Below are 18670 nucleotides of genomic sequence, written 5' to 3'. Positions count from 1 at the left end.
GGCGATGGCGGTCTCGGAGCGCGACGCGTTCGACCTGGCGCTCGTCGTCGTAGCCTTGGCGCTCGTCTTCGGATCGTCGGTCACCGCCTCGAACCCGGTCGCGGTCGTCGGCCGAGCGGTGAGCGCGGTCGCGTCCGTCGGACCGATCGCCTATCTGGTCGTCCTCGGTGTCGGCGGCATCCTGTTCATGGCCTACGCCGTGCTGTACCTGCCGACCACGCAGTGACCCCGCGATCGCGTTCGATTTCGGCCACGAGAGCGTCGCACTCTCCCGAATATCGTCGAGCGACGGCGACGCGCCGATCCGTCGATAAAGCACATTTCGATATATCGAACGGCGACTTTCGCGGACGACGGCCATCGAAGGGAGGCCGACGACGGGCGGCGACGGGTGGCAGATATTTATACGAGAAGCGGTATCGTGAGACACGTATGGCTACGAAACCGACGCGACCGCTGACCGACGACGGGAAGCTCCTGTTCGGGGCGGGGTTCGTCTTCGGGGTGATGGTGACGCTGGTGTTGCTGGGCGTCGTGGTAGCGGTCGCAGCGGCGAACGGCGGACCGGTCCCGACGACGGTCGTCGCGACGGTCGCCGGGGGGATCGTCTTCGCGGGCATCGTCGGGTGCGGCCTGTTCCTGCTCGCGTTCCCGGAGAATCGCACGAGGATTCCGGTCGAAGACGTCGACTTCGGGATCGGCGACGAGGAGTGACCGGCGCCCGGACGGGTGAACCCGGCCGGCCCCGCGAGACAGCCGAGGCGGACGACTTTTGTCGGCGGTCGCCGTGGCATCGACCAATGGCCGAGTTCGACCCCGAGCGCTTCGAGGACAAGTACGCCAACTACTTCACCGAGCTCCAGCGCGCGTACAAGAGCGCCTTCGAGACGATGAACGACCGCTACGACTCGGAGCTGATCCACGCCATCGACCAGCGGGTCCTCGCCGAGAGCGAACCGTTCTACGAGGGCGACGGGCGGTTCCGGATCGAGCTCCCCGAGGACCCCCACGAGCGGCTCTCCGGCGTCGTCGTCGCCGACGACGAGAAGGTCGAGACGATCCTGGACCGGTACGTCGACGAGATCGAGACCGAGATCCGTTCGGTGTTCGGGTTCGGCGACGCGTAGCTCCCGTTCGACGGGGGCGCGACGCTCTCGGAGGTGTGCGACCGCGTCTCGCGAGACACTTATTTCTCCGCGCTTCGAAGCTGGCGTGATGTTCGTCGGCCACGCCTGTCTCGCGTTCGCCGTCGCCGCCCTCGGCGCCGACCGCCTCGGGTGGTCCCGAGAGCGCGCGCTCGGCGTGGCGGCCCTCGCCGCGCTGTTCGCCACGCTTCCGGACGTCGACGTCGTGTACGGCCTGGCTGGACTGATCGGGTCCGGTACGGGGGCGGGGCTCGTCCCCGTCGAGTCGTTCTGGGACGCCGGCAACCGCGTTCACCGCGGCGTCACCCACGCCCTGCCCGTCGCCGCGGTTGTCACGAGCGCGGTCTGGCTGGCCGCGCGGACCGAAGTGCGCTCGCGAGCGGTCGGCGCGGCGATACTCGCGGCGCTCGTTCCGTCCGTGGCAGCAGTCAGCGGCGGGCTGGCCGGCGCGGTGACGGCCGTGTTCGTTCTCTGCGTGGGCGCGCTCGTCGCGCTCGCGATCCGGCGGGGTGCATCGCCGCGAACCCTCGCGGGCGCGGCGTTCGTCGGCCTGTTCACCCACCCCTTCGGCGACCTGCTCACCGGCGAACCGCCCGCCTTGCTCTATCCGTTCGACCTGACGCTGGTCGCCGAGCGGGTCGTCCTCTCGACGGACCCGACGCTGCACCTGCTCGGCGCGTTCGGCGTCGAACTCGCGACCGTCTGGCTGGCGCTGGCCGCGTACTTCCGCATCTCCGGCGAGCGACCCGCGGCGCACGTCGACCGCCGGGCGGTGCTGGGGGTCGCCTACGCGGGCGCCGCGCTCGCGCTCCCCGCGCCCACGCTGGAGGTGTCGTATCACTTCGTGTTCAGCGTGCTCGCGGTCGGGTCCGTCGGCGTCGCGCCGCCGTCGCTGGAGCGAGTGCGGACCTGGCGGGCGGGCGTGACCGCGCTCGCGGCCGTCAGCCTCGCCGCCGTCGCCTACGCGGCCGTCTATCTGGTCGTCGGGTGACCGCGAGCGCCGGATCGGGGCGCTATCGGCGGCGAGCCGCCGAAGCCGACCGCGCCGACCGATCCCGATTCTGCAAAAGTTAAAACGTCTCCCGAGTCAACGGTCGGGTATGAGCGACAACGAGGGCCGAACGGACCTGCGGATGCCCGAGGACGACGAGGTGTTCGCCGTCGTCACGGAGATGCTCGGGGCGAACCGGGTGGAGGTACGCTGCATGGACGGGACCAACCGCACCGCGCGCATCCCCGGGAAGATGCAAAAGCGCATCTGGATCCGCGAGGACGACGTGGTGCTCGTCGAACCGTGGGACTGGCAGGACGAGAAGGGCGACATCACGTGGCGCTACGAGAAACAGCAGGCCGACCAGCTGCGCGAGGAGGGGCACATCCAGGAGTAGCATGAACGAGTTCATCACCGCCCGGCGCGCACCACCTATTTTCTCCCCGCGCGCCGGGTGGCGCCGCTGACCATGCCGGAGTACCGCCTGCTCGACACTGACGAGGCCGACGCGCCCGGCGACGAGTTCGAGGAGATCGACGTCGAGGACACCGAGGCCGACACGATCGCTCGCCAGCGCGACCGGGAGTTCAGCGAGTTCCGCAAGCGCATCAAGAACACCGAGCAGTTCAAAGTCGAGGACTCGGTGTTCGACGACGCCACCTACGCCGCCCTCTACAAGCTCGTCCAGGACGACCACATCGTCGCCTTCGGCGGCCCCATCTCGACGGGCAAGGAGGCCAACGTCTACACCGCGCTGGGCGACGAAGACACCGAGGTCGCCGTCAAGGTCTACCGCATCAACGCCTCCGATTTCACCGACATGCGCGGCTACCTCGACGGCGACCCGCGCTTCCGTGGGATCGGGTCGGACAAGAAGAAGGTCGTCCTCGCGTGGGTCCGCAAGGAGTACGCCAACCTCATGCGCGCCCGGAAAGCGGGCGTGCTCGTCCCCGACCCCATCGCCGTCGAGCGCAACGTCCTCGTCATGGAGTACCTCGGCACCGAGGAGGGCCGCGGCAAGCGCCTCTCGGAGGTGAACCTCGAGAACCCCGAGACCGCCTACGAGGTCGTCCGCGAGTACATGCGCCGGCTACACGACGCCGGGCTCGTCCACGGCGACCTCTCGGAGTACAACCTGATCGTCCACGGCGACGAGATATACGTCATCGATCTGGGCCAGGCGGTGACGGTTCATCACCCCAACGCCGAGGAGTTCTTAGACCGGGACTGCGAGAACGTCACCGCCTTCTTCGGCCGCCAGGGCCACGACGTGACCGCCGACGAGCTGAAGGCGTACATCCTCGACCAGGACGAGGACGAAGCCGTGGCCGAGGAGTTCTGACCGGGAACGGCCCTACTCGGCCGGCTGGGCGAAGCCGAAGTTGGGTTTCACGTCGTCGACCCGGACTTCGAGCGTCTCTCCTTCCTCGACGCCCGAGACGAACAGCGTGTAGCCGTCGACCTTCGCGACGCCGTCGCCGTCGCTCCCGATGTCGATTATCTCGACCTCGACCGTGTCGCCCTCGCGGACCGGCGCCGTCAGGTAGCCCTTGGCGACCAGGTACAGTTCCGAGGAGGAGTCCCGGGAGGCGTCCGGGCGGACCTGGCGGACGTACTCGAACTGCTCCTCGATGTCGGCCTGGAGGTCGTCCAGGTCCTTCCCGTCGAACACCTTGACGGCGAGGTCGCCGCCGGAGTCGAGGACGCGGTCGGCGACCTCGAACGCCTGCCGGGCGAGGTGGACCGAGCGGGCGTGGTCGAGGTCGTAGTCGCCGGTCATGTTCGGCGCCATGTCGGAGATGACCACGTCGACGGGGCGCTCGCCGGTGTCGGCGCCGACGCGCTCGACGACCTCGTCGATGGTCGACTCCTCGGTGAGGTCGCCGCGGACGAGTTCGACGGTGTCGTGCTCTTCGAGCGGGTCGATGCGCTGGCGGTCGACGCCGACGATGGTGCCGTAGTCGTCGACGCGCTCGGCGGCGACCTGCAGCCAGCCGCCGGGCGCCGCGCCGAGGTCGACGACGGTGTTGCCCGGCCCGAAGAGGCCGGCCGTCTCGTCCAGTTGCTGGAGCTTGTACGCCGAGCGGGCGCGATACCCCTGCTGTTTGGCCTTGTTGTAGTACTCGTCTTTGCCGCTCATGGGTACGTCACCGGGTTCTCCGTGGTGTATCGCGTGGAAACCGCGGGCGAATGTTCGTTCATAGGGGGAGAGACGCCGTCGAAGGGGAAAGGACCGTCGGATAGCGCTTGCCGTCCGTATCGGACCACGCCAGCCCAAGACTATTGTCTCGTGAGGCGGGACACATAACGTATGACGAGACAAAAGAGTGCGGCGGGTGGGACGGAACGGGCCACGGTCGGGCTCCCGGTACCGGCACCGGATCCCGACCTGTTCCGCCACTCGGCCACCGACGAGCTCCTCCGGCTATTGCTCGACAACCCCGACGAGCAGTTCACGATCCGCGAACTCGGGCGGCTCACCGACAACGCCGCCCAGTCGGTAAAACGGGCTGTCGACGTCCTCGAACCCAACGGACTGGTCGTCGTCGAGAGCGAAGGCAACCGCCGGCTGGTCGGCATCAACCGCCGCCGCGTGACGAAGCCCGACGACCCCGTCCTGAGCATCCCACAACCCGAGTTCCACCCGCCCGTCCGCGCGGCGCTCGCCCGCATCCGCGACGAGCTTGGCGCGGTAAAAGGCGTCCTCGTGTTCGGTAGCGTCGCCCGCGGCCGGGCCGACCGCCAGAGCGACATCGACCTCTGGGTGCTGGCCGACGGCCGCGCCGACCAGCACCGCGCCAACGAACTCGCGAAGGAACTGGGCACCGAGCGGTTCAACGGCGACCGCTACGAGTTCCAGATCCTCGTCGAGACGGCCGAATCGGCCCGCGGTCACGGCGACCGCCTCGAAGACGTGTTCGCCGACGCGATCACGCTCGTCGAGAGCGACACGCTCCGGGATCTCAAACACGAGGTGTTGAGCGGTGCCTGACGAGCCCGACGAACTCGCTGAGGCCGTCGCCCACGCCGAGGACGCATTTGGCGGCCAGCTGGGCCGGCCGGATTACGAGAAAGGGCTCGACCCCAGCGACCATGACGCCGACGTGATCCAGCTACGGAAGGCGTGCCGGCTGCTGGACGCGTGTCGGCTGCTCCGCGACCACGACGGCTACCACACGAGCGTCATCGAGATGTCCTTCGCCGCCATCGAGCGGACGCTGGAGTTCTACGCGCTAACGGCGTCGAACGATACCGTCGACGATTTCCGCGAAGGACACGATCGCGCCTACGACCGGGCCGCCAGTCTGAATCTGATCACCGAGGCAACCGCTCGACGGCTGAAACAACTGTACCGCGATAACCGGGCAGCGGCGTACTACCGGGACACGGTCGCGGCCGCACAGCAGGCCGAGGCGATGTTCGATCTCGCGGTAGTCGTCCACGACTACGTGAAACGCTTCGCGAACCGCTCCTACGAATGTCAGTGCCGGCGCTGACCACGACCGCTGAGTCAGTAGCCGAACAGGCCGTTATGAGTCGTCGTAGTACTCGTTTTGCCGCTCATGTGGCGATCCACGCCGACCCCGGTAACACCGATGTCAGCCGGTATCGTGTACGTAGCCTGAAACATATACGGGTCGGGACCCTACCCTGATCCGACGAACAATGAGCGACGAACCCACGAGCGTACTGGTAGTCGGATCGACAGGAAATCAGGGCGGCGCGGTCGTGAACCACCTGCTGGCGAGCGAGACGGCGTTCGACGTGCGGGGGCTCACTCGTGATGCCGACGGCGACGCGGCGCAGGCGCTCGACGACCGTGGCGTGACGATGGTCGAGGGCGACCTGGACGACCCCGAGTCGCTGCGCGGCCCCGTCGGCGACGCCGACGCGGTGTTCGCGGTGACGAACTTCTGGACCGTCGGCTACGACCAGCAGGTCGAACAGGGCAAGCGCCTCGCGACCGTCGCCGACGAGGAGGGCGTCGACCACTTCGTCTTCTCCGGCGTCGGTAGCCACGACGAGGACACGGGCGTCCCGCACTTCGACTCCGCCGGCGAGATCGACGAGCACATTCGCGAGACGGATCTCGACTGGACGACCCTCAAGCCCGTCTTCTTCTTCGAGAACCTCGAGGCGTTCGCCGAGGACATCGTCGACGACGGCCAGCTCGCGCTCCCGCTGGCCGAGGGCGTCGGCCTGCAGATGGTCAGCAACGACGACGTGGGCCACGCCGCCGCCGTCGCCCTGGCGAACCCCGACGAGTTCGTCGGCGAAGCGGTCGACCTGGCCGGCGACGAGAAGAGCCTCGAGGAGACCGCCGCGGTCCTCTCGGAGGTCACCGGCGTCGACGTCGAGGCCGTCCACGTCCCCATCGAGGACGCCTACGACAGCTTCGGCGAGGAGTTCACGGTGATGTGCGAGTGGTTCAACGAGGTCGGCTACAGCGCGGACGTGCCGGCGCTCGAGGAGCAGTTCGGCTTCGCGTTCGACGACCTGGAGACGTACCTCCGGGACAACGGCTGGGAGAGCAAGGACGGCATGGCCTCGGTCCCCGGCTGGGTCAAGGCGATGCAGTAGAGCCCTCGAAGCGTCGAATCTGGGCATCCCCGGTTCCGTCGGCCGTGCGTCAGTCCGAGTCTCGACTCCCCTATCGGTCCCCCGTCCGCTCCGAGTGCTACACCAGCCGGTCGATCGTCCGTTCGAGCTGCGAGCGGGCGGCGTCGGGGTCGGTCTCGGGGAGGGCGAAGCTCGTCTTGCGCTCGTCGGCGTCGGCGAGTTCGCTGAGCAACCCGGCGCGGCGGTCGACCTCGGCGTAGACGGTCAGCGCCTCCGGCGAGGGGTCGAAGACGAGTTCGAGTTCGTCCAGGTCCCCGCGGAACGGGCCGCCCGACGGCCGGAACTCGAACTCCTGGACGAACCGGCGGTCGGTGTAGCGGGCGTAGGGGTCGGCCTCGCAGTCGGCGGTCCGGAAGGACAGCCCCAAATCGTCGGCGGCGTCGAAGACCGTCTCCATGCGCTCGGTGGGCCGGACCTCCAGGCGGTCCTCGTCCTCGGGGTCGACGGCCATCCCGATCTCGAGGTCGGTGTCGACCCACACGTCGGCGTCGCCCATCGTCAGCGGCGTCGCGTAGGGGATATCGAGGGTCGCCTCGTAGCTCGTCGACTCGTCGGGCTCGACGGTGAACCCGTCGGTGAGGTGGAGGCGGTCGACGGTCGCCTCCTCGTAGCCCTCTTCGCCGCGATAGCGGGTCTCGACTTCCAGTTCGATCCGGTCGACGGTCTGTTCGGCGTCGCCGCCCTCGACCTGCACGACGGCGTCGACGGCGTCGCCCGGTCGCACGGTTTCGTCCTGAAGGACCGTGTCGACAGTCGCGTTCCCGATGCCGACTGACGCGAGGATCTTCTTCATACTATCCGACATTTCTGCCGGGATGGCACATAAAGATACGTGCGGTCGAGTGCGGACTGCGGGGAACCGTCAGTTCCCGTCGTCGCGACGGCGGAGGAGCGCCCCGCCGCCGAGGAGGCCGACCGCCGTCGCGAGCGGGCCGAACCCGGGACCGAAGGCGCCGGACCCGCCGTCGCCGGGCTCCGTCGTCGCGGCGTTCGGTCCCTCGCCGTCCACGTTCACCTCCGAGAGACCGATCTGTTCGAGACTGACGCCGAGGAAGTCGCCGTCACAGCGGTCGAATCGGTTGACGATGTAGAGCTTGCCGGCGGTCACGTCCGCCGTCTCGCCGATGTACAGCGTCGTCTCGGCCTGCTCGGTGCTGTCGTCTTTCCGGTTGATGAGCTGTGCGTCGTAGGCGAGCATCTCGTCGGGCGGCCACGTGTCGCTGCCGACCAGCTCGCAGTCCGCGGCGACTCGTTCCCGCTCGGGGGAGAGCGATCCCCCGACGTGGACCATGAACCCGGCGAAGTTGGTGTCGTCGCCCCATTTCGACGGCCGCGGGATCGCTCCGGCCTCGGTGATCTGGGCCGTCGCGACGCCGCTGGCGCCGACGAAACCGCCGGCGGCCACGGCCCCGGCCCCTAGTGTCGCGGCGCCCTTCGCGAGGACGGACCGACGCGTGACCGCCACCTCGCCGGGCGTGCCGGCCCCCGACTCGTCGGCGCGGTTCGGGTCTCGCTCCATGGTCGGGGTTCGTCGCTGAGTCGTCTAATCGACGTGCGCGCATTCGCAGGCTCCCGCGGCGGCCGGCTCCGACCCGCCGAAACCGCACCACGCGGCCACGCGCGGGCTCGCGGGCAAAGAAGGGACTTTTTAACGGATGGGGGCGTAGCCGCGGGCAAGATGTTCAACGCCATCGTGAGCGCGGACACGCTCCGGACGACACTGGACTCCGTGAGCGTGCTGGTGGACGAGTGCAAGATCCACCTCGAAGAGGAGGGCCTGGAGATCCGGGCGGTCGACCCCGCCAACGTCGGTATGGTGGACCTCGAACTGTCGGCCTCGGCCTTCGAGTCCTACGAGACCGACGGCGGCGTCATCGGCGTCAACCTCTCGCGGCTGGAGGACATCGCCGGCATGGCCGACGCCGACCAGCTGGTCCACCTCGAACTCGACGAGGAGACCCGGAAACTGCACATCGCCATCGACGGCCTGGAGTACACGCTGGCGCTGATCGACCCCGACTCCATCCGCCAGGAGCCCGACCTGCCAGACCTCGATCTCGCCGCCGAGATCGTCATCGAAGGCCGGGACATCGACCGCGCCGTCACCGCCGCGGACATGGTGAGCGACCACATCGCGCTCGGCGTGAACGAGGCCGACGAGTACTTCTACGTCGACGCGGAGGGCGACACCGACGACGTCCACCTCGAACTCACCCGCGACGACCTCATCGACCTGACCGCCGGCACGGCCCACTCGCTGTTCTCGCTGGACTACCTGAAGGACATGAACAAGGCCATCCCGAAAGACGCCGAGGTGCGGATGGAGCTCGGCGAGGAGTTCCCCGTCAAGATGCACTTCGACATCGCCGAGGGTGAGGGCCAGGTCACGTTCATGCTCGCGCCGCGCATCCAGAGCGAGTAAGCCACCGTCCGCGCTCCGCAGTTCTGCGTCTCTTCGCCCCGCCAGCGACCGCTCCGGCGGCGGTCGCTCGTCTCCCGCCGCCCGTCGGATCGGCGGCGTCCCCTCGCACGGAGTCCGCAACCGACCCGCTCGTAGCCCGGATCAAGGCCCTTCCGACCGGCACTCGTCGATCCCGGCGTGCGAGAACGGAGCGTCGCCCGGACGGGAGCGAGTTCGAACCGGTCCGTGGAGCGTCGACCGACCAGCGATGCGGGAACGGCCCCCCGTCGGTCGGTCGCCCGCGAGGGGTCGTGATGGCCGACACGGAGCAGCTGCGGGTCGGGTTCTTCGCCGTCCTGATCGCGACGTTCGCGTATCTCGCGGTGCTGATCGTCCGCCCGTTCCTGACGGCGCTGTCGCTCGCCCTCCTGCTGGCGGTGTTGCTCGCGCCGGCCCAGCGGCGGCTCGCCTCCCGGATCGGCGAGCGGATCGCGGCCGTCACCCTGGTCGCGCTGTCGGTCGGAGCGACCGCGGCCGTCGGGGCGGCGCTGGTCGCCGCGGCGCCGACGGGGCTGAGCGACCTCTCGGCGACGCTGGAGGGGCTGTCGGTCCCGGCGGCGGCCGAGCGGCGGGTCGAGCGACTGTTCGGCGTCGAGGTCCCGCTGGCGTCGATCGCCGAGTCGGTCCCGCGGCGAGTGGGCGAGTTGCTCGTCGGCGACCTCACCGGACTGGTGAACGCGACGACCGACCTCTTCCTCGGCGCCGTGCTCTTCCTGTTCGTCCTCTACTACCTGCTGGTCGACGGCGACCGACTGGTCGAGTGGGTCGGCGAGCGCCTCCCGCTCGACGACGCGACGACCGAACGGCTCCGCGAGGACGCCCACCGGACGACCTGGGCGGTCCTGAAGGGCCACGGCTTCGTCGCGGTCGTCCAGGGCGCGGTCGCCGGGGCCGGCCTCCTCCTCGTCGGACTCCCGAACGTCCTGTTCTGGACGTTCGTGATGATGGTCCTGGAGCTGTTCCCGGTGGTCGGCGTCGCGGGCGTCCTCGGGCCGGCGGCGCTGTGGCTCGGCCTCCAGAACCGGCTGCTCGCGGCCGCGTTCCTGGTCGTCTACGGGGCCACGGCGGTCGCGGTCGTCGACGACTACCTCCGGGCCCGCGTCGTCGACCGCGGGTCGTCGCTGCACTCGGCGACGGTCCTGGTCGGCGTCTTCGGCGGCGTCTACGCCTTCGGCGCGATCGGGCTGTTCTACGGGCCGATCGTCGTCGGTCTGTTCGCGACGCTCGTTCGGCTGTTCGACGAGCGCTACGTCGACGGCTGAAGGGCCCGACGAGCGGTGACGCCGCGGAACCGGCGTCCCGGCCGCCGGTCGTCGCCGCTCAGTCGTCGTCGGCCGTTCCGTGCGTGTCGTCGGGCGAGCCGGCGGATTCGGAACCGTCGGGGGCGCCGGGAGCGGGGCCGGTGTCGAGCGCGTCGTCGAGGGTGCGCGAGCCGCCGCCCGGGGCGTCGCCGTCGTCCGCTCCGTCGGCCGCCTCCGCGGCGGACACTTCGAACTCGTCGACCAGCGCCTGCAGGTCGGCCGCGAGGTCGGCCATCTCGTCGACGTTGGCCGCGACGCTGTTGACCGAGGCGGCCTGTTCCTCGGCCGCGGCGGAGACGTTGCTCGCCTCTGCGGCCGTCTCCTCGCTGACGGTGCTGACCTCGTCGACCATCGCGACGACCTCCTCGGTGGAGGCGGCCTGGTCGTCGGTGGCGTCGCTGATCTCCCGGACGCCGGCCTCGGCGTCCTCGACGGCGTCGGCGATGTCGTCGAACTGGCCGATCGCGTCCTCGATGGTCGCGACGCCGGACTCGACGCGCCCGCGCATCCGCTCGATGTCGTCGACGGTGTCGCCGGTCGTCGCCTGGACCTCCGAGATGCGGTCCTCGACCCGGTCGGTCGCGGTGGCGACCTCGTCGGCCAGGGACTTGATCTCGTCGGCGACGACGGCGAAGCCCTCGCCCGCCTCGCCGGCGTTGGCCGCCTCGATGCTCGCGTTCAGCGCCAGCATGTTCGTCTGCTCGGCGATGTCGTTGATCATGGCGACGATCTCGCCGATCTCGTCCATCTCCTCGTCCAGCGCCGCGACCTGGTCGGCGGCCCGGTCGCTCTCGCTCTCGCTCTCTGCGATCTCCGCGGAGGCGTCGGCGGCCTGCTCGCGGCCGGCGTCGGCCCGCTCGGCGGCCCGCCGGGCGGTCTCGGCCACGTCCGCCGACGAGGAGGCGATCTCCTCGACGGTCGCCGACAGCTCGTTCATCTCGCCGGCGGCCTCCTCCAAGTTCTCCGCCTGGCGGTCGGCCCCGCTGGATATCTCCTGGACCGAGTCGGCCACGTCCCCGCTGGCGGACTCGATCTCGTCGGTGCTCCCGGCCACGTCCTCGCTGGCGGCCCGGACCGACTCGGCGATGGCCTGGACCCGCGCGACGCTCTCGTCGACGGCATCGAGCCCCTCGTCGATGTTGGCCATCACGGCGCCGTAGTCGCCGGGCAGGTCGGTGTCCAGGTCCTGGTCGAGCCGGCCGTCCCGCAGGTCGGCGCTGACCGCCTCCAGCTGGTCGAAACTCTCCGAGAGCTGCTCGAGCCCGTCGTCGAGCTCGGTCATCACGGCGCCGTAGTCGCCTGGCAGGTCGGTGTCCAGCTCCTGGTCGAGCTGGCCGGCGCGGACGTCGCGCTCGCGCGGTCGATCTCGTCGAAACTCGCCCGGAGCTGGGTCATGCCGTCCTCCAGAGCGATCATGATCTCGCCGAACTTCCCCGGCAGGTCCGTCTCGATGTCGTCGTCGATGTCGCCGGCCCGGAGGCGCTCGCCGACGGCCTCGATCCCCTCGATCTGCCGGTCCATGTTCGCCTGCATCTCGTCGAAGGCGGCGACCATCTCGCCGATCTCGTCGTCGCCGGTGGAGATCTCGGTGTCGTCGTCCTCGAAGCGTCCCCGCGACATCGCCCTGGCGCGCTCTTTGATCTGGACGATCGGGCGGGAGATGTATCGGGCCGCGCCGTAGCCGGCGCCGGTGACGACGAGGGCTGCGAGGGCGATCAGACCGATCATGATGTTGCGCGTACCGTCGGCCCTGTTCTGCAGCGACGTGCCGAGCGCGGCGATCGGCTCGTTCACGTCGTCCTCGGGGACCGTGGCGACGAGCGTGAACTGCCTGTTGCCGAAGTTGATCGGCGCGAACTGGACGTAGCGGGTGACGTTCTCGCCGTCGACGCGCTTCGTGTGGGTCGCCATCCCGGACTGGCCCGAGAGCATCCGCTCGGTCACGATCCCGCCGAGTTCCTCGCCGTACTCGCCAGCGGCGGCGTCGGTCCCGGCCTCGACCACCGACCGGTTCGGATGGCTCACTATCGTCCCATCCTCGTCGAGGACGTAGAGGTGGCCGTTGTCACCGACGGTGACCGAGTTGGTCGTCGCGGTGATCAGCGAGTAGTTGAACTCCGCCGCGACGACCCCGCGGAGGGTGCCGTCGCTCTCACTGTACACCGGGGTCGCGATGGCCACGCGTTCGTGACCGTCTACGGACCGAACCTCCCCGAAGTGCGTCTCGCCGGGGCCGATCAGTCGCGCCTCGGAGAACCACGCCTCGTCGGCTCGGGAGTCGCCGCCGTCCCGTTCGGTGACGATCCGGCCGTCCTCGCGGTCGGCCCGAACGACCTCCCGGCCGTCGGCGTCGACGAAGGTGATCGACTCGAAGACGGACAGTTCGCTGCCTGCGACGGTCATCGTCTGGGTCTGGAGGTTCCGTTCGAACGAGGACGCCATCCGGTTTTTCGCGTCCGTGACCGCCGTCTGCTGGAGTTCGTAGTAGTAGACGTTCGGCGCCAGCACCCAGTCGAAGGGCTCGTAGTAGGTGTAGGAGATGAACTTCGTCTCGACCGGGTTGCCCTCCTGGGTGGTGTCCTCCCAGTCGTACTGGGCGACGCCCCACTCCTCGCCCGAGCGGATCGCCTCGTCGCTCCGGATCCGCTCTTTGATGTCCTCGAAGACGGTGAGCGTCCCGCCGGAGTCCTCCTTGAGGTTGTGTCCCTCCTCGAGGCTGTGGTGGACGACGACGTTCGACTCGATGTCCGTGATGTACGCGTAGCCCGTCTCGCCGATGTAACCGGGTCGGAACGTGTCGGACATCGTCCCGTCGTCGGTGACGCCGTCGCCGGTGGTGCCGGCGATCTGCTCCTCGACGCGGCGCTCGACCTCGCGTTGCTCCTCGGCGGAGAGGTCGTCCCACGCGCGCCCGTCGTAGTCGGACTCGAGGATCGTCCGCCGCGCGTTCTCGATGGAGCTGCGCATCTGCAGCGCCACGTACCCGACTTGGTCCTCGCTCATCTGCCGGACGAGATCCATCTCCCCGTCGCCCGCGGCGACGTAGTTCTCCATCGTCGTCGACGCGGCCATCCCCCGAACGCCCACGCCGCGCTCGTCGATCTGGTTCTGGATGCCGTCCTGTCTCGCCTCGACTGTCAGATCCAGCTGCGCCGTGATCTCGTCGCGCAGGTACTCCGAACTCTGGTTTTGCGCGTGCTGGTTCAGGTCGCCCATGCTGGTGGTGGCGACCGCCCCCACGGCCGTCAGCGGCACCAGCGAGATGACGAGAAAGAGGACGACCAGCTTGATCTTCAGATTCATACTCACGAGACTCCGATGCCGGCATATAGATGTTGTCGGCAAATTTTCCCAGCTGATAGCCCCGTTCCCGGCTCATCGGAACGATCGATCCGACAGGATTTCGGCCTGACGTGTTGCCCGGGCGTACGCTCCGGTGCGAGTCCCGGACGGTCGCCTCGTGGCCGGAATCGGGCGGTCGGGTCGGTCGTGGGCGCGTTCGGGCGGTTCGACCCGTCGCCGTCCCGACAACGGTAAACGGGACGGCCGTGTAGCGCGGGTGAATGACCGAGCCCGCCGGTGACGACATCGGGGTCGACGGGGAGCTGTCGCGCCCGCCCTCCCGCGAGCGCGGCGAGGGGGAAGTCCACGTCCTCGGCACCGCACACGTCTCCGAACAGAGCGTCGAGAAGGTCGAGGAGACCATCGCCGAGCGGAAGCCGGACGTGGTCGCCGTCGAACTCGACGAGGGGCGGTTCCGCCAGCTGAAAGGCGAGACGCCCGACGACATCGACCCCGGCGACATGCTCCGTGGCAACACCGTCTTCCAGTTTCTCGCCTACTGGATGCTATCCTACGTCCAGACCCGCATGGGCAAGAAGCTCGGCGTCGACCCCGGCGCCGACATGCTGGCCGCCGTCGACGCCGCCGAGGAACACGGCCTCGGCGTCGCCCTCGTCGACCGCGACATCCAGATGACCGTCCAGCGGTTCTGGGCCAGACTCAGCCCGCTGCGCAAGATATCGATGCTCGGCAACCTCACGCTGGCGATCGGGTCGCCGATCGCCGTCGGCGCCGGCCTCGGCCTCTCGTTCGGCCTGTTCGCCGGCTTCGCCCTCGCGATGGTCGGGGCGGGCGCGCTCGGGTTCGCGAGCGCGGACTTCGTCGCCGCGCTGGGTCCCGACGCCGTGGCGCTGGCGGGCGGCCTCGTCGGCGGCGCCGTCGGCGGCGTCGTCCTCTGGAGCCTGCTCGAACCGTGGCTCGCCGAGTGGCTCGAACCGCTCCCGGTGCCCGACACCACGTACGTCAGAGTCGCCGCCGGCGTCCTCGTCGGCTCGGCGGCGGGCGTCGCGATCGCCGCCAGCGGGGGGCTCGCGCTCGGCCCGCTCGCCGTGTCGAGCGACCGGCTGACCGGCCTGGGCGGGTTCGTCCTCCAGACCGGGACGGGCGTCCTCGGCGGCGCCGTCGGCGGTGCCGCCCTCGGCGCGCTCGGGGGCGCCGTCCTCGCGGCGTTCCTGCCGGACGAGGAGGAACTGGAGGAGATCGACATCGACGAACTGACCGACGCGGACGTGGTGACGGCGATGATGGAGGAGTTCCGCCGGTTCGCCCCCGGCGCCGCGGAGGCGCTCATCGACGAGCGCGACGCGTTCATCGCCCATCGGCTCGTCGCGCTGCGGGAGGCGGGCTACAGCGTCGTCGCCGTCGTCGGCGCCGGCCACCGCGAGGGCATCGAACGGTACCTCGCGGACCCGGAGAGCCTGCCGCCGATGGAGTCGCTGGTCGGCGAGGCCTCCGGGACGAGTCTCACGGGGTACCTCTACAAGGCGGTCGGCTACCTGCTGACGGTCGGCTTCGTCGTCTTCTTCGCCCTGCTCGCGCTGGGCGGCGCGAGCAACGAGTGGCTGGTCGAGCTGTTCGTCGCGTGGTTTATCGTCAACGCGGTGCTGGCGGGCGGGCTGGCGAAGCTCGCGGGCGCGACCTGGCCCAGCGCCCTCGTCGGGGGCGGCGTCGCCTGGCTGACGAGCGTCAACCCGCTGCTGGCGCCCGGCTGGTTCGCCGGCTACGTCGAGTTGCGCTACGTCGACGTGAACGTCTCCGACATCGCCCGGCTCAACGAGATCATGGACGACGAGACGGCGCCGGTGAGCGAGATCTTCGCCCGGATGCGCCAGGTCCCCCTGTTCCGGCTGATCCTGATCGCCGGGCTCACCAACGTCGGGAGCATGATCGCGAGCCTCGTCGTCTTCCCGCTGGTCCTGCCGATGCTGTCGGCGCCGATCGGCGGCGTCGACGCCATCCCGGGCCTGCTGCTCGACGGCGCGCGCAACGGCTGGCAGATCGTCTGGGGCGTGGTCTCGTGAGCGGACCCGCGGGCGGACGGGCCGGCCTGAGCGGCCGCGGTGGCCCCGGCGGTCCGGGTCGGTCGAGCGGCGGCCGCGGCTGGCACGGTATCTCCTTCAGCCGGCGCGAACTCCGGGACCTGGGGATCGCCTGGCTCGCGCTGGGCGTCGCGTTCATGCTGTTCATCGACCGGTCGCTCGTCGACGCGGTCGCCCGCGGAACCGTCGCGCCGTCGACGATCGCGATCGCGCTGGGCGTCTCCCTGGCGAGCGTCGGCGTCGCCTTCCTCCTGCACGAACTCGCCCACAAGGTCGTCGCCGTCCGCTTCGGTCAGGCCGCCGCGTTCCAGGCCGACTACGGTATGCTCTTCCTGGCCGTGATGTCGGCGCTGGCGGGGTTCCTCTTCGCCGCGCCCGGTGCGGTCGTCCACCGCGGTCGGATCACCGCCCGCGAGAACGGCCTCATCGCGCTGGCCGGCCCGGTCACGAACGTCGGCCTCGCGGCCGTCTTCCTGCCGCTGTTCCTGTTCGGTCCCGGCCTGCTCGGCCTGGTCGGCCAGCGCGGCCTCACCATCAACCTCCTGCTCGCCGGGTTCAACATGATCCCCTACGGCCCGCTGGACGGCCGGAAAGTGCTGGGCTGGAGCAAGCCGGTGTACGTCGCCGTCGCCGTCCCGACCGTGCTGCTCGCGCTGTACGCGCTGGTCGGTCTGGGCCTCTGAGAGACCGACCAACTCACTTGTCGCTGACGGCCGTAGCGTCCCCATGGCCGACTCAGTCCCCGACGAAGTCGAGGAACTGCTGACCGGCGACCCGGTCGCGGCCCACCTCGCGACCTGTGTCGACGACCGACCCCACGCCGCGCCGGTCTGGTTCCGCTACGAACCGGCCGACGGCGACGACCGCCCCGTGATCGAAGTGACGACCACCGGCCGGAAGCTCGCGAACGTCCGGGAGAACCCCCGCGTCGCGCTCTCGATCCAGGACAGTGACGGTGGCCACCCCGAGTGGACGGTCACCGTCCGCGGCACGGCGACGGTCGTCGAGGACGAAACCGAGAACGAGCGTGCCAACCGGAGGATCAACCGCCGCTACGGCGCCGACCCCGACGACTGGGCGGGCAACACGCTCGTCCGCATCGCCGTCGGGTCGGCCAGTCACAGGACCTACTGAACCCCCTTTCCGGGTCGGGAACCCCTCGGGCGTCTCCGCGCGTCGCGGGCGTGCGGATGTTCAGTGCAGGTGATAGGCTGATCAGTAGCATTCGCGCGAGCGGAGCGAGCGCGATTCACTGAATCCGAGCAGAGCGAGGATTCAGCCTTTTTCCCCACGTTTTTGCGACGGAGGATTCCCGCAGGCGCGCGAAGCGCGCCGAGGAACTCTCCGTCGCAAAAAGTGGGTTCGCACACCGAACTGACCGCGGGGGTAGCTGTCGACCGCGCCCTTTAGGCGTGGGCCGGCCCTCCCGTCGAGCGATGGAAGTCACCCTCCTCGGGACCGGCGACACGACGGGGACGCCGACGCCGGGCTGCGACTGCGAGACCTGTGAGCGCGCCCGCGAACGGGGCGTCGAGCGGTCGCGGTTCTCGGTCCACGTCCGCAACGAGCGCACCGGCGAGTCCCTGCTCGTCGACACCAGCCCCGACTTCCGCCAGCAGTTCCTCGACCACGACGTGGCCCTGCCCGACGCCGCGGTGATCACGCACATCCACTTCGACCACCTCGACGGGCTCGGGCACGCCTACCGCCTGTTCGACCGCTTGCCCGTCCACGCCGCCGACGAACGGGACCCCGAGACCGGCGAGAGCGTCGCCGAGACGGTCCGCCGCCGCTACGACTACCTCGACCAGGTGGAAGTCGTCCCCGAGACCCCGTTCGAGCCGTTCGAGACCTGCGGGTTCGAGGTGACGCTCGTCCCGGTCGACCACCCGCCGCTCGTCTGCTACGGGCTCGCGGTCGAGGACCCCGAAACCGGGGCGAAACTGTCGATCTCGGGGGACACGACCTACGGCATCGGCGAAGAGTCGCGCGCGGCCCTCGCCGACCCGGACCTGCTGTTGGCCGACGGCATCGTGACCGCCGACCTGTGCGAACACCACCCCGCGGGCGGCGACCACTTCGACGACGACGGCGTCGCCCGCACGTTCGGCACGAAACACATGACCGTCGAGGGCGCGGTCGCGCTGGGCGAGGACCTCGGTGCCGAGGAGACGAGGGTGGTCCACGTCTCCCACTTCCTCGACGCCGACCGAGCGTTCGAGGCGCCGCTGGCCGTCGACGGGGAAACCGATAGCCTCTGACCCGAGCGGTCCGTCCGCGACGCAGGGCCCCGGAAGCCCCATACCGGTCGCGCTCGAACCGGGGGTATGAGCAGTCAGGACCGCGCGGACGGGACGACCGAGCCGCTCGCCGCCCGGGTGGTGTTGTCCTTCCCGGCGGACATCGGCGAGCACGGACGCAGTCGGATCCGCTCGGACTACTACCGGACGTATCTCACCAAGGTTCACGACACGGCCGCCGAGGGCGACGAGTGGGACGAGTTCACCGACGTGGGCTGTTGCGGCAGCCGGATGGACGTGCCGCTGGTGGTCGAGCGCGTGGTGACGGAGCCACCACGGGAGAACGAGGTCGGCGACGACGACCTCGCAGTCGACAGCGGCTCGCGGGTCGGCCTCGACACCGAGATCGAGTACACCGAACGGGAGGCCTGCGGAGTCAACCGGGGCTGGTCGGTCCAGCACGACGAACCCGAGGCGCTGGACGACTGAGCCGCGGCCCTCACGGGTCCCGTAGCCGACCGGCCCGACGAA

General features: G+C 69.6%; 21 protein-coding genes. 16 read left to right on the top strand and 5 right to left on the bottom strand.

Annotated features, from left to right (window positions below):
- The first annotated feature begins 4 nt into the window (after window positions 1-4).
- The 6 genes from HZS55_RS04110 to rio1 all read left to right on the top strand — a co-directional run bounded on the left by HZS55_RS04110 (window position 5) and on the right by rio1 (window position 3478).
- Window positions 5-226, top strand: a complete 222-nt coding sequence (locus tag HZS55_RS04110; RefSeq protein WP_179910475.1) for a hypothetical protein — start codon at window positions 5-7, stop codon at window positions 224-226.
- A 206-nt stretch (window positions 227-432) separates the two neighbouring features.
- Window positions 433-714: a hypothetical protein gene (locus tag HZS55_RS04105; RefSeq protein WP_179910474.1), complete on the top strand. Its 282-nt coding sequence runs from the start codon at window positions 433-435 to the stop codon at window positions 712-714.
- Window positions 715-800: 86 nt separating this feature from the next.
- Window positions 801-1127, top strand: coding sequence for a DUF5783 family protein (locus HZS55_RS04100; RefSeq protein ID WP_179910473.1), 327 nt, complete (start codon window positions 801-803; stop codon window positions 1125-1127).
- 88 nt (window positions 1128-1215) lie between these two features.
- Window positions 1216-2136, top strand: a complete 921-nt coding sequence (locus HZS55_RS04095; RefSeq protein WP_179910472.1) for a metal-dependent hydrolase — start codon at window positions 1216-1218, stop codon at window positions 2134-2136.
- Window positions 2137-2245: 109 nt separating this feature from the next.
- Window positions 2246-2533, top strand: coding sequence for a translation initiation factor eIF-1A (gene eif1A / locus HZS55_RS04090; protein ID WP_179910471.1), 288 nt, complete (start codon window positions 2246-2248; stop codon window positions 2531-2533).
- A 72-nt stretch (window positions 2534-2605) separates the two neighbouring features.
- A complete protein-coding gene (rio1, locus tag HZS55_RS04085; RefSeq protein ID WP_246308354.1) occupies window positions 2606-3478 on the top strand; it encodes a serine/threonine-protein kinase Rio1 in 873 nt (290 codons plus the stop codon).
- A 12-nt stretch (window positions 3479-3490) separates the two neighbouring features.
- Here rio1 and HZS55_RS04080 read toward each other — a convergent pair whose 3' ends face one another.
- On the bottom strand, window positions 3491-4276 hold the full coding sequence (locus tag HZS55_RS04080; RefSeq protein ID WP_179910470.1) for a 23S rRNA (uridine(2552)-2'-O)-methyltransferase: 786 nt from the start codon (window positions 4274-4276) through the stop codon (window positions 3491-3493).
- A gap of 171 nt (window positions 4277-4447) precedes the next feature.
- Between HZS55_RS04080 and HZS55_RS04075 the strand changes: the two genes are divergently transcribed.
- The 3 genes from HZS55_RS04075 to HZS55_RS04065 all read left to right on the top strand — a co-directional run bounded on the left by HZS55_RS04075 (window position 4448) and on the right by HZS55_RS04065 (window position 6717).
- On the top strand, window positions 4448-5128 hold the full coding sequence (locus tag HZS55_RS04075) for a nucleotidyltransferase domain-containing protein (RefSeq protein WP_179910469.1): 681 nt from the start codon (window positions 4448-4450) through the stop codon (window positions 5126-5128).
- Complete coding sequence (locus HZS55_RS04070; protein WP_179910468.1) at window positions 5121-5633, top strand: DNA-binding protein; 513 nt, start codon at window positions 5121-5123, stop codon at window positions 5631-5633. The genes HZS55_RS04075 and HZS55_RS04070 overlap by 8 nt, the downstream gene beginning before the upstream one ends.
- A gap of 169 nt (window positions 5634-5802) precedes the next feature.
- Entirely contained in the window at window positions 5803-6717 is a 915-nt protein-coding gene (locus HZS55_RS04065) for an NmrA/HSCARG family protein (RefSeq protein ID WP_179910467.1), read from the top strand.
- A gap of 97 nt (window positions 6718-6814) precedes the next feature.
- On the opposite strand, the gene HZS55_RS04060 is transcribed toward HZS55_RS04065, so the two are convergent.
- Both HZS55_RS04060 and HZS55_RS04055 read right to left on the bottom strand, forming a co-directional pair.
- On the bottom strand, window positions 6815-7549 hold the full coding sequence (locus tag HZS55_RS04060; protein ID WP_179910466.1) for a sporulation protein: 735 nt from the start codon (window positions 7547-7549) through the stop codon (window positions 6815-6817).
- A gap of 69 nt (window positions 7550-7618) precedes the next feature.
- A complete protein-coding gene (locus HZS55_RS04055; RefSeq protein WP_179910465.1) occupies window positions 7619-8275 on the bottom strand; it encodes a hypothetical protein in 657 nt (218 codons plus the stop codon).
- 159 nt (window positions 8276-8434) lie between these two features.
- Here HZS55_RS04055 and HZS55_RS04050 point away from each other — a divergent pair, with 159 nt between their 5' ends.
- Together HZS55_RS04050 and HZS55_RS04045 are read left to right on the top strand one after the other, a co-directional pair.
- Window positions 8435-9178 carry a DNA polymerase sliding clamp gene (locus HZS55_RS04050; protein WP_179910464.1) on the top strand — a complete coding sequence of 248 codons (744 nt, stop codon included), beginning with the start codon at window positions 8435-8437 and terminating at the stop codon, window positions 9176-9178.
- Between the two features lie 293 nt (window positions 9179-9471).
- Complete coding sequence (locus HZS55_RS04045) at window positions 9472-10479, top strand: AI-2E family transporter (protein ID WP_179910463.1); 1008 nt, start codon at window positions 9472-9474, stop codon at window positions 10477-10479.
- Between the two features lie 58 nt (window positions 10480-10537).
- On the opposite strand, the gene HZS55_RS22545 is transcribed toward HZS55_RS04045, so the two are convergent.
- Window positions 10538-11800 carry a methyl-accepting chemotaxis protein gene (locus tag HZS55_RS22545; protein WP_246308353.1) on the bottom strand — a complete coding sequence of 421 codons (1263 nt, stop codon included), beginning with the start codon at window positions 11798-11800 and terminating at the stop codon, window positions 10538-10540.
- A complete protein-coding gene (locus HZS55_RS22540) occupies window positions 11800-13821 on the bottom strand; it encodes a cache domain-containing protein (RefSeq protein ID WP_246308352.1) in 2022 nt (673 codons plus the stop codon). The genes HZS55_RS22545 and HZS55_RS22540 overlap by 1 nt, the downstream gene beginning before the upstream one ends.
- 260 nt (window positions 13822-14081) lie before the next feature.
- Here HZS55_RS22540 and HZS55_RS04035 point away from each other — a divergent pair, with 260 nt between their 5' ends.
- From HZS55_RS04035 to HZS55_RS04015, 5 genes are all read left to right on the top strand, one after another.
- A complete protein-coding gene (locus HZS55_RS04035) occupies window positions 14082-15881 on the top strand; it encodes a TraB/GumN family protein (RefSeq protein ID WP_179910462.1) in 1800 nt (599 codons plus the stop codon).
- 89 nt (window positions 15882-15970) lie between these two features.
- A complete protein-coding gene (locus HZS55_RS04030) occupies window positions 15971-16582 on the top strand; it encodes a zinc metalloprotease (RefSeq protein WP_179911783.1) in 612 nt (203 codons plus the stop codon).
- Window positions 16583-16625: 43 nt separating this feature from the next.
- Window positions 16626-17033, top strand: coding sequence for a pyridoxamine 5'-phosphate oxidase family protein (locus tag HZS55_RS04025; protein ID WP_179910461.1), 408 nt, complete (start codon window positions 16626-16628; stop codon window positions 17031-17033).
- A 302-nt stretch (window positions 17034-17335) separates the two neighbouring features.
- Window positions 17336-18160 (top strand): MBL fold metallo-hydrolase, encoded by an 825-nt coding sequence (locus HZS55_RS04020; RefSeq protein WP_179910460.1) that lies wholly within the window; start codon window positions 17336-17338, stop codon window positions 18158-18160.
- Between the two features lie 66 nt (window positions 18161-18226).
- Window positions 18227-18628, top strand: coding sequence for a hypothetical protein (locus tag HZS55_RS04015; RefSeq protein WP_179910459.1), 402 nt, complete (start codon window positions 18227-18229; stop codon window positions 18626-18628).
- Window positions 18629-18670: the final 42 nt, after the last annotated feature.

Origin of the sequence: Halosimplex rubrum, from assembly GCF_013415885.1 — an archaeon.
GTDB classification, from domain to species: Archaea; Halobacteriota; Halobacteria; order Halobacteriales; family Haloarculaceae; genus Halosimplex; species Halosimplex rubrum.
Note: the sequence above shows the minus strand (reverse complement) of the source record. Positions and strands in the feature narration are given on the sequence as shown.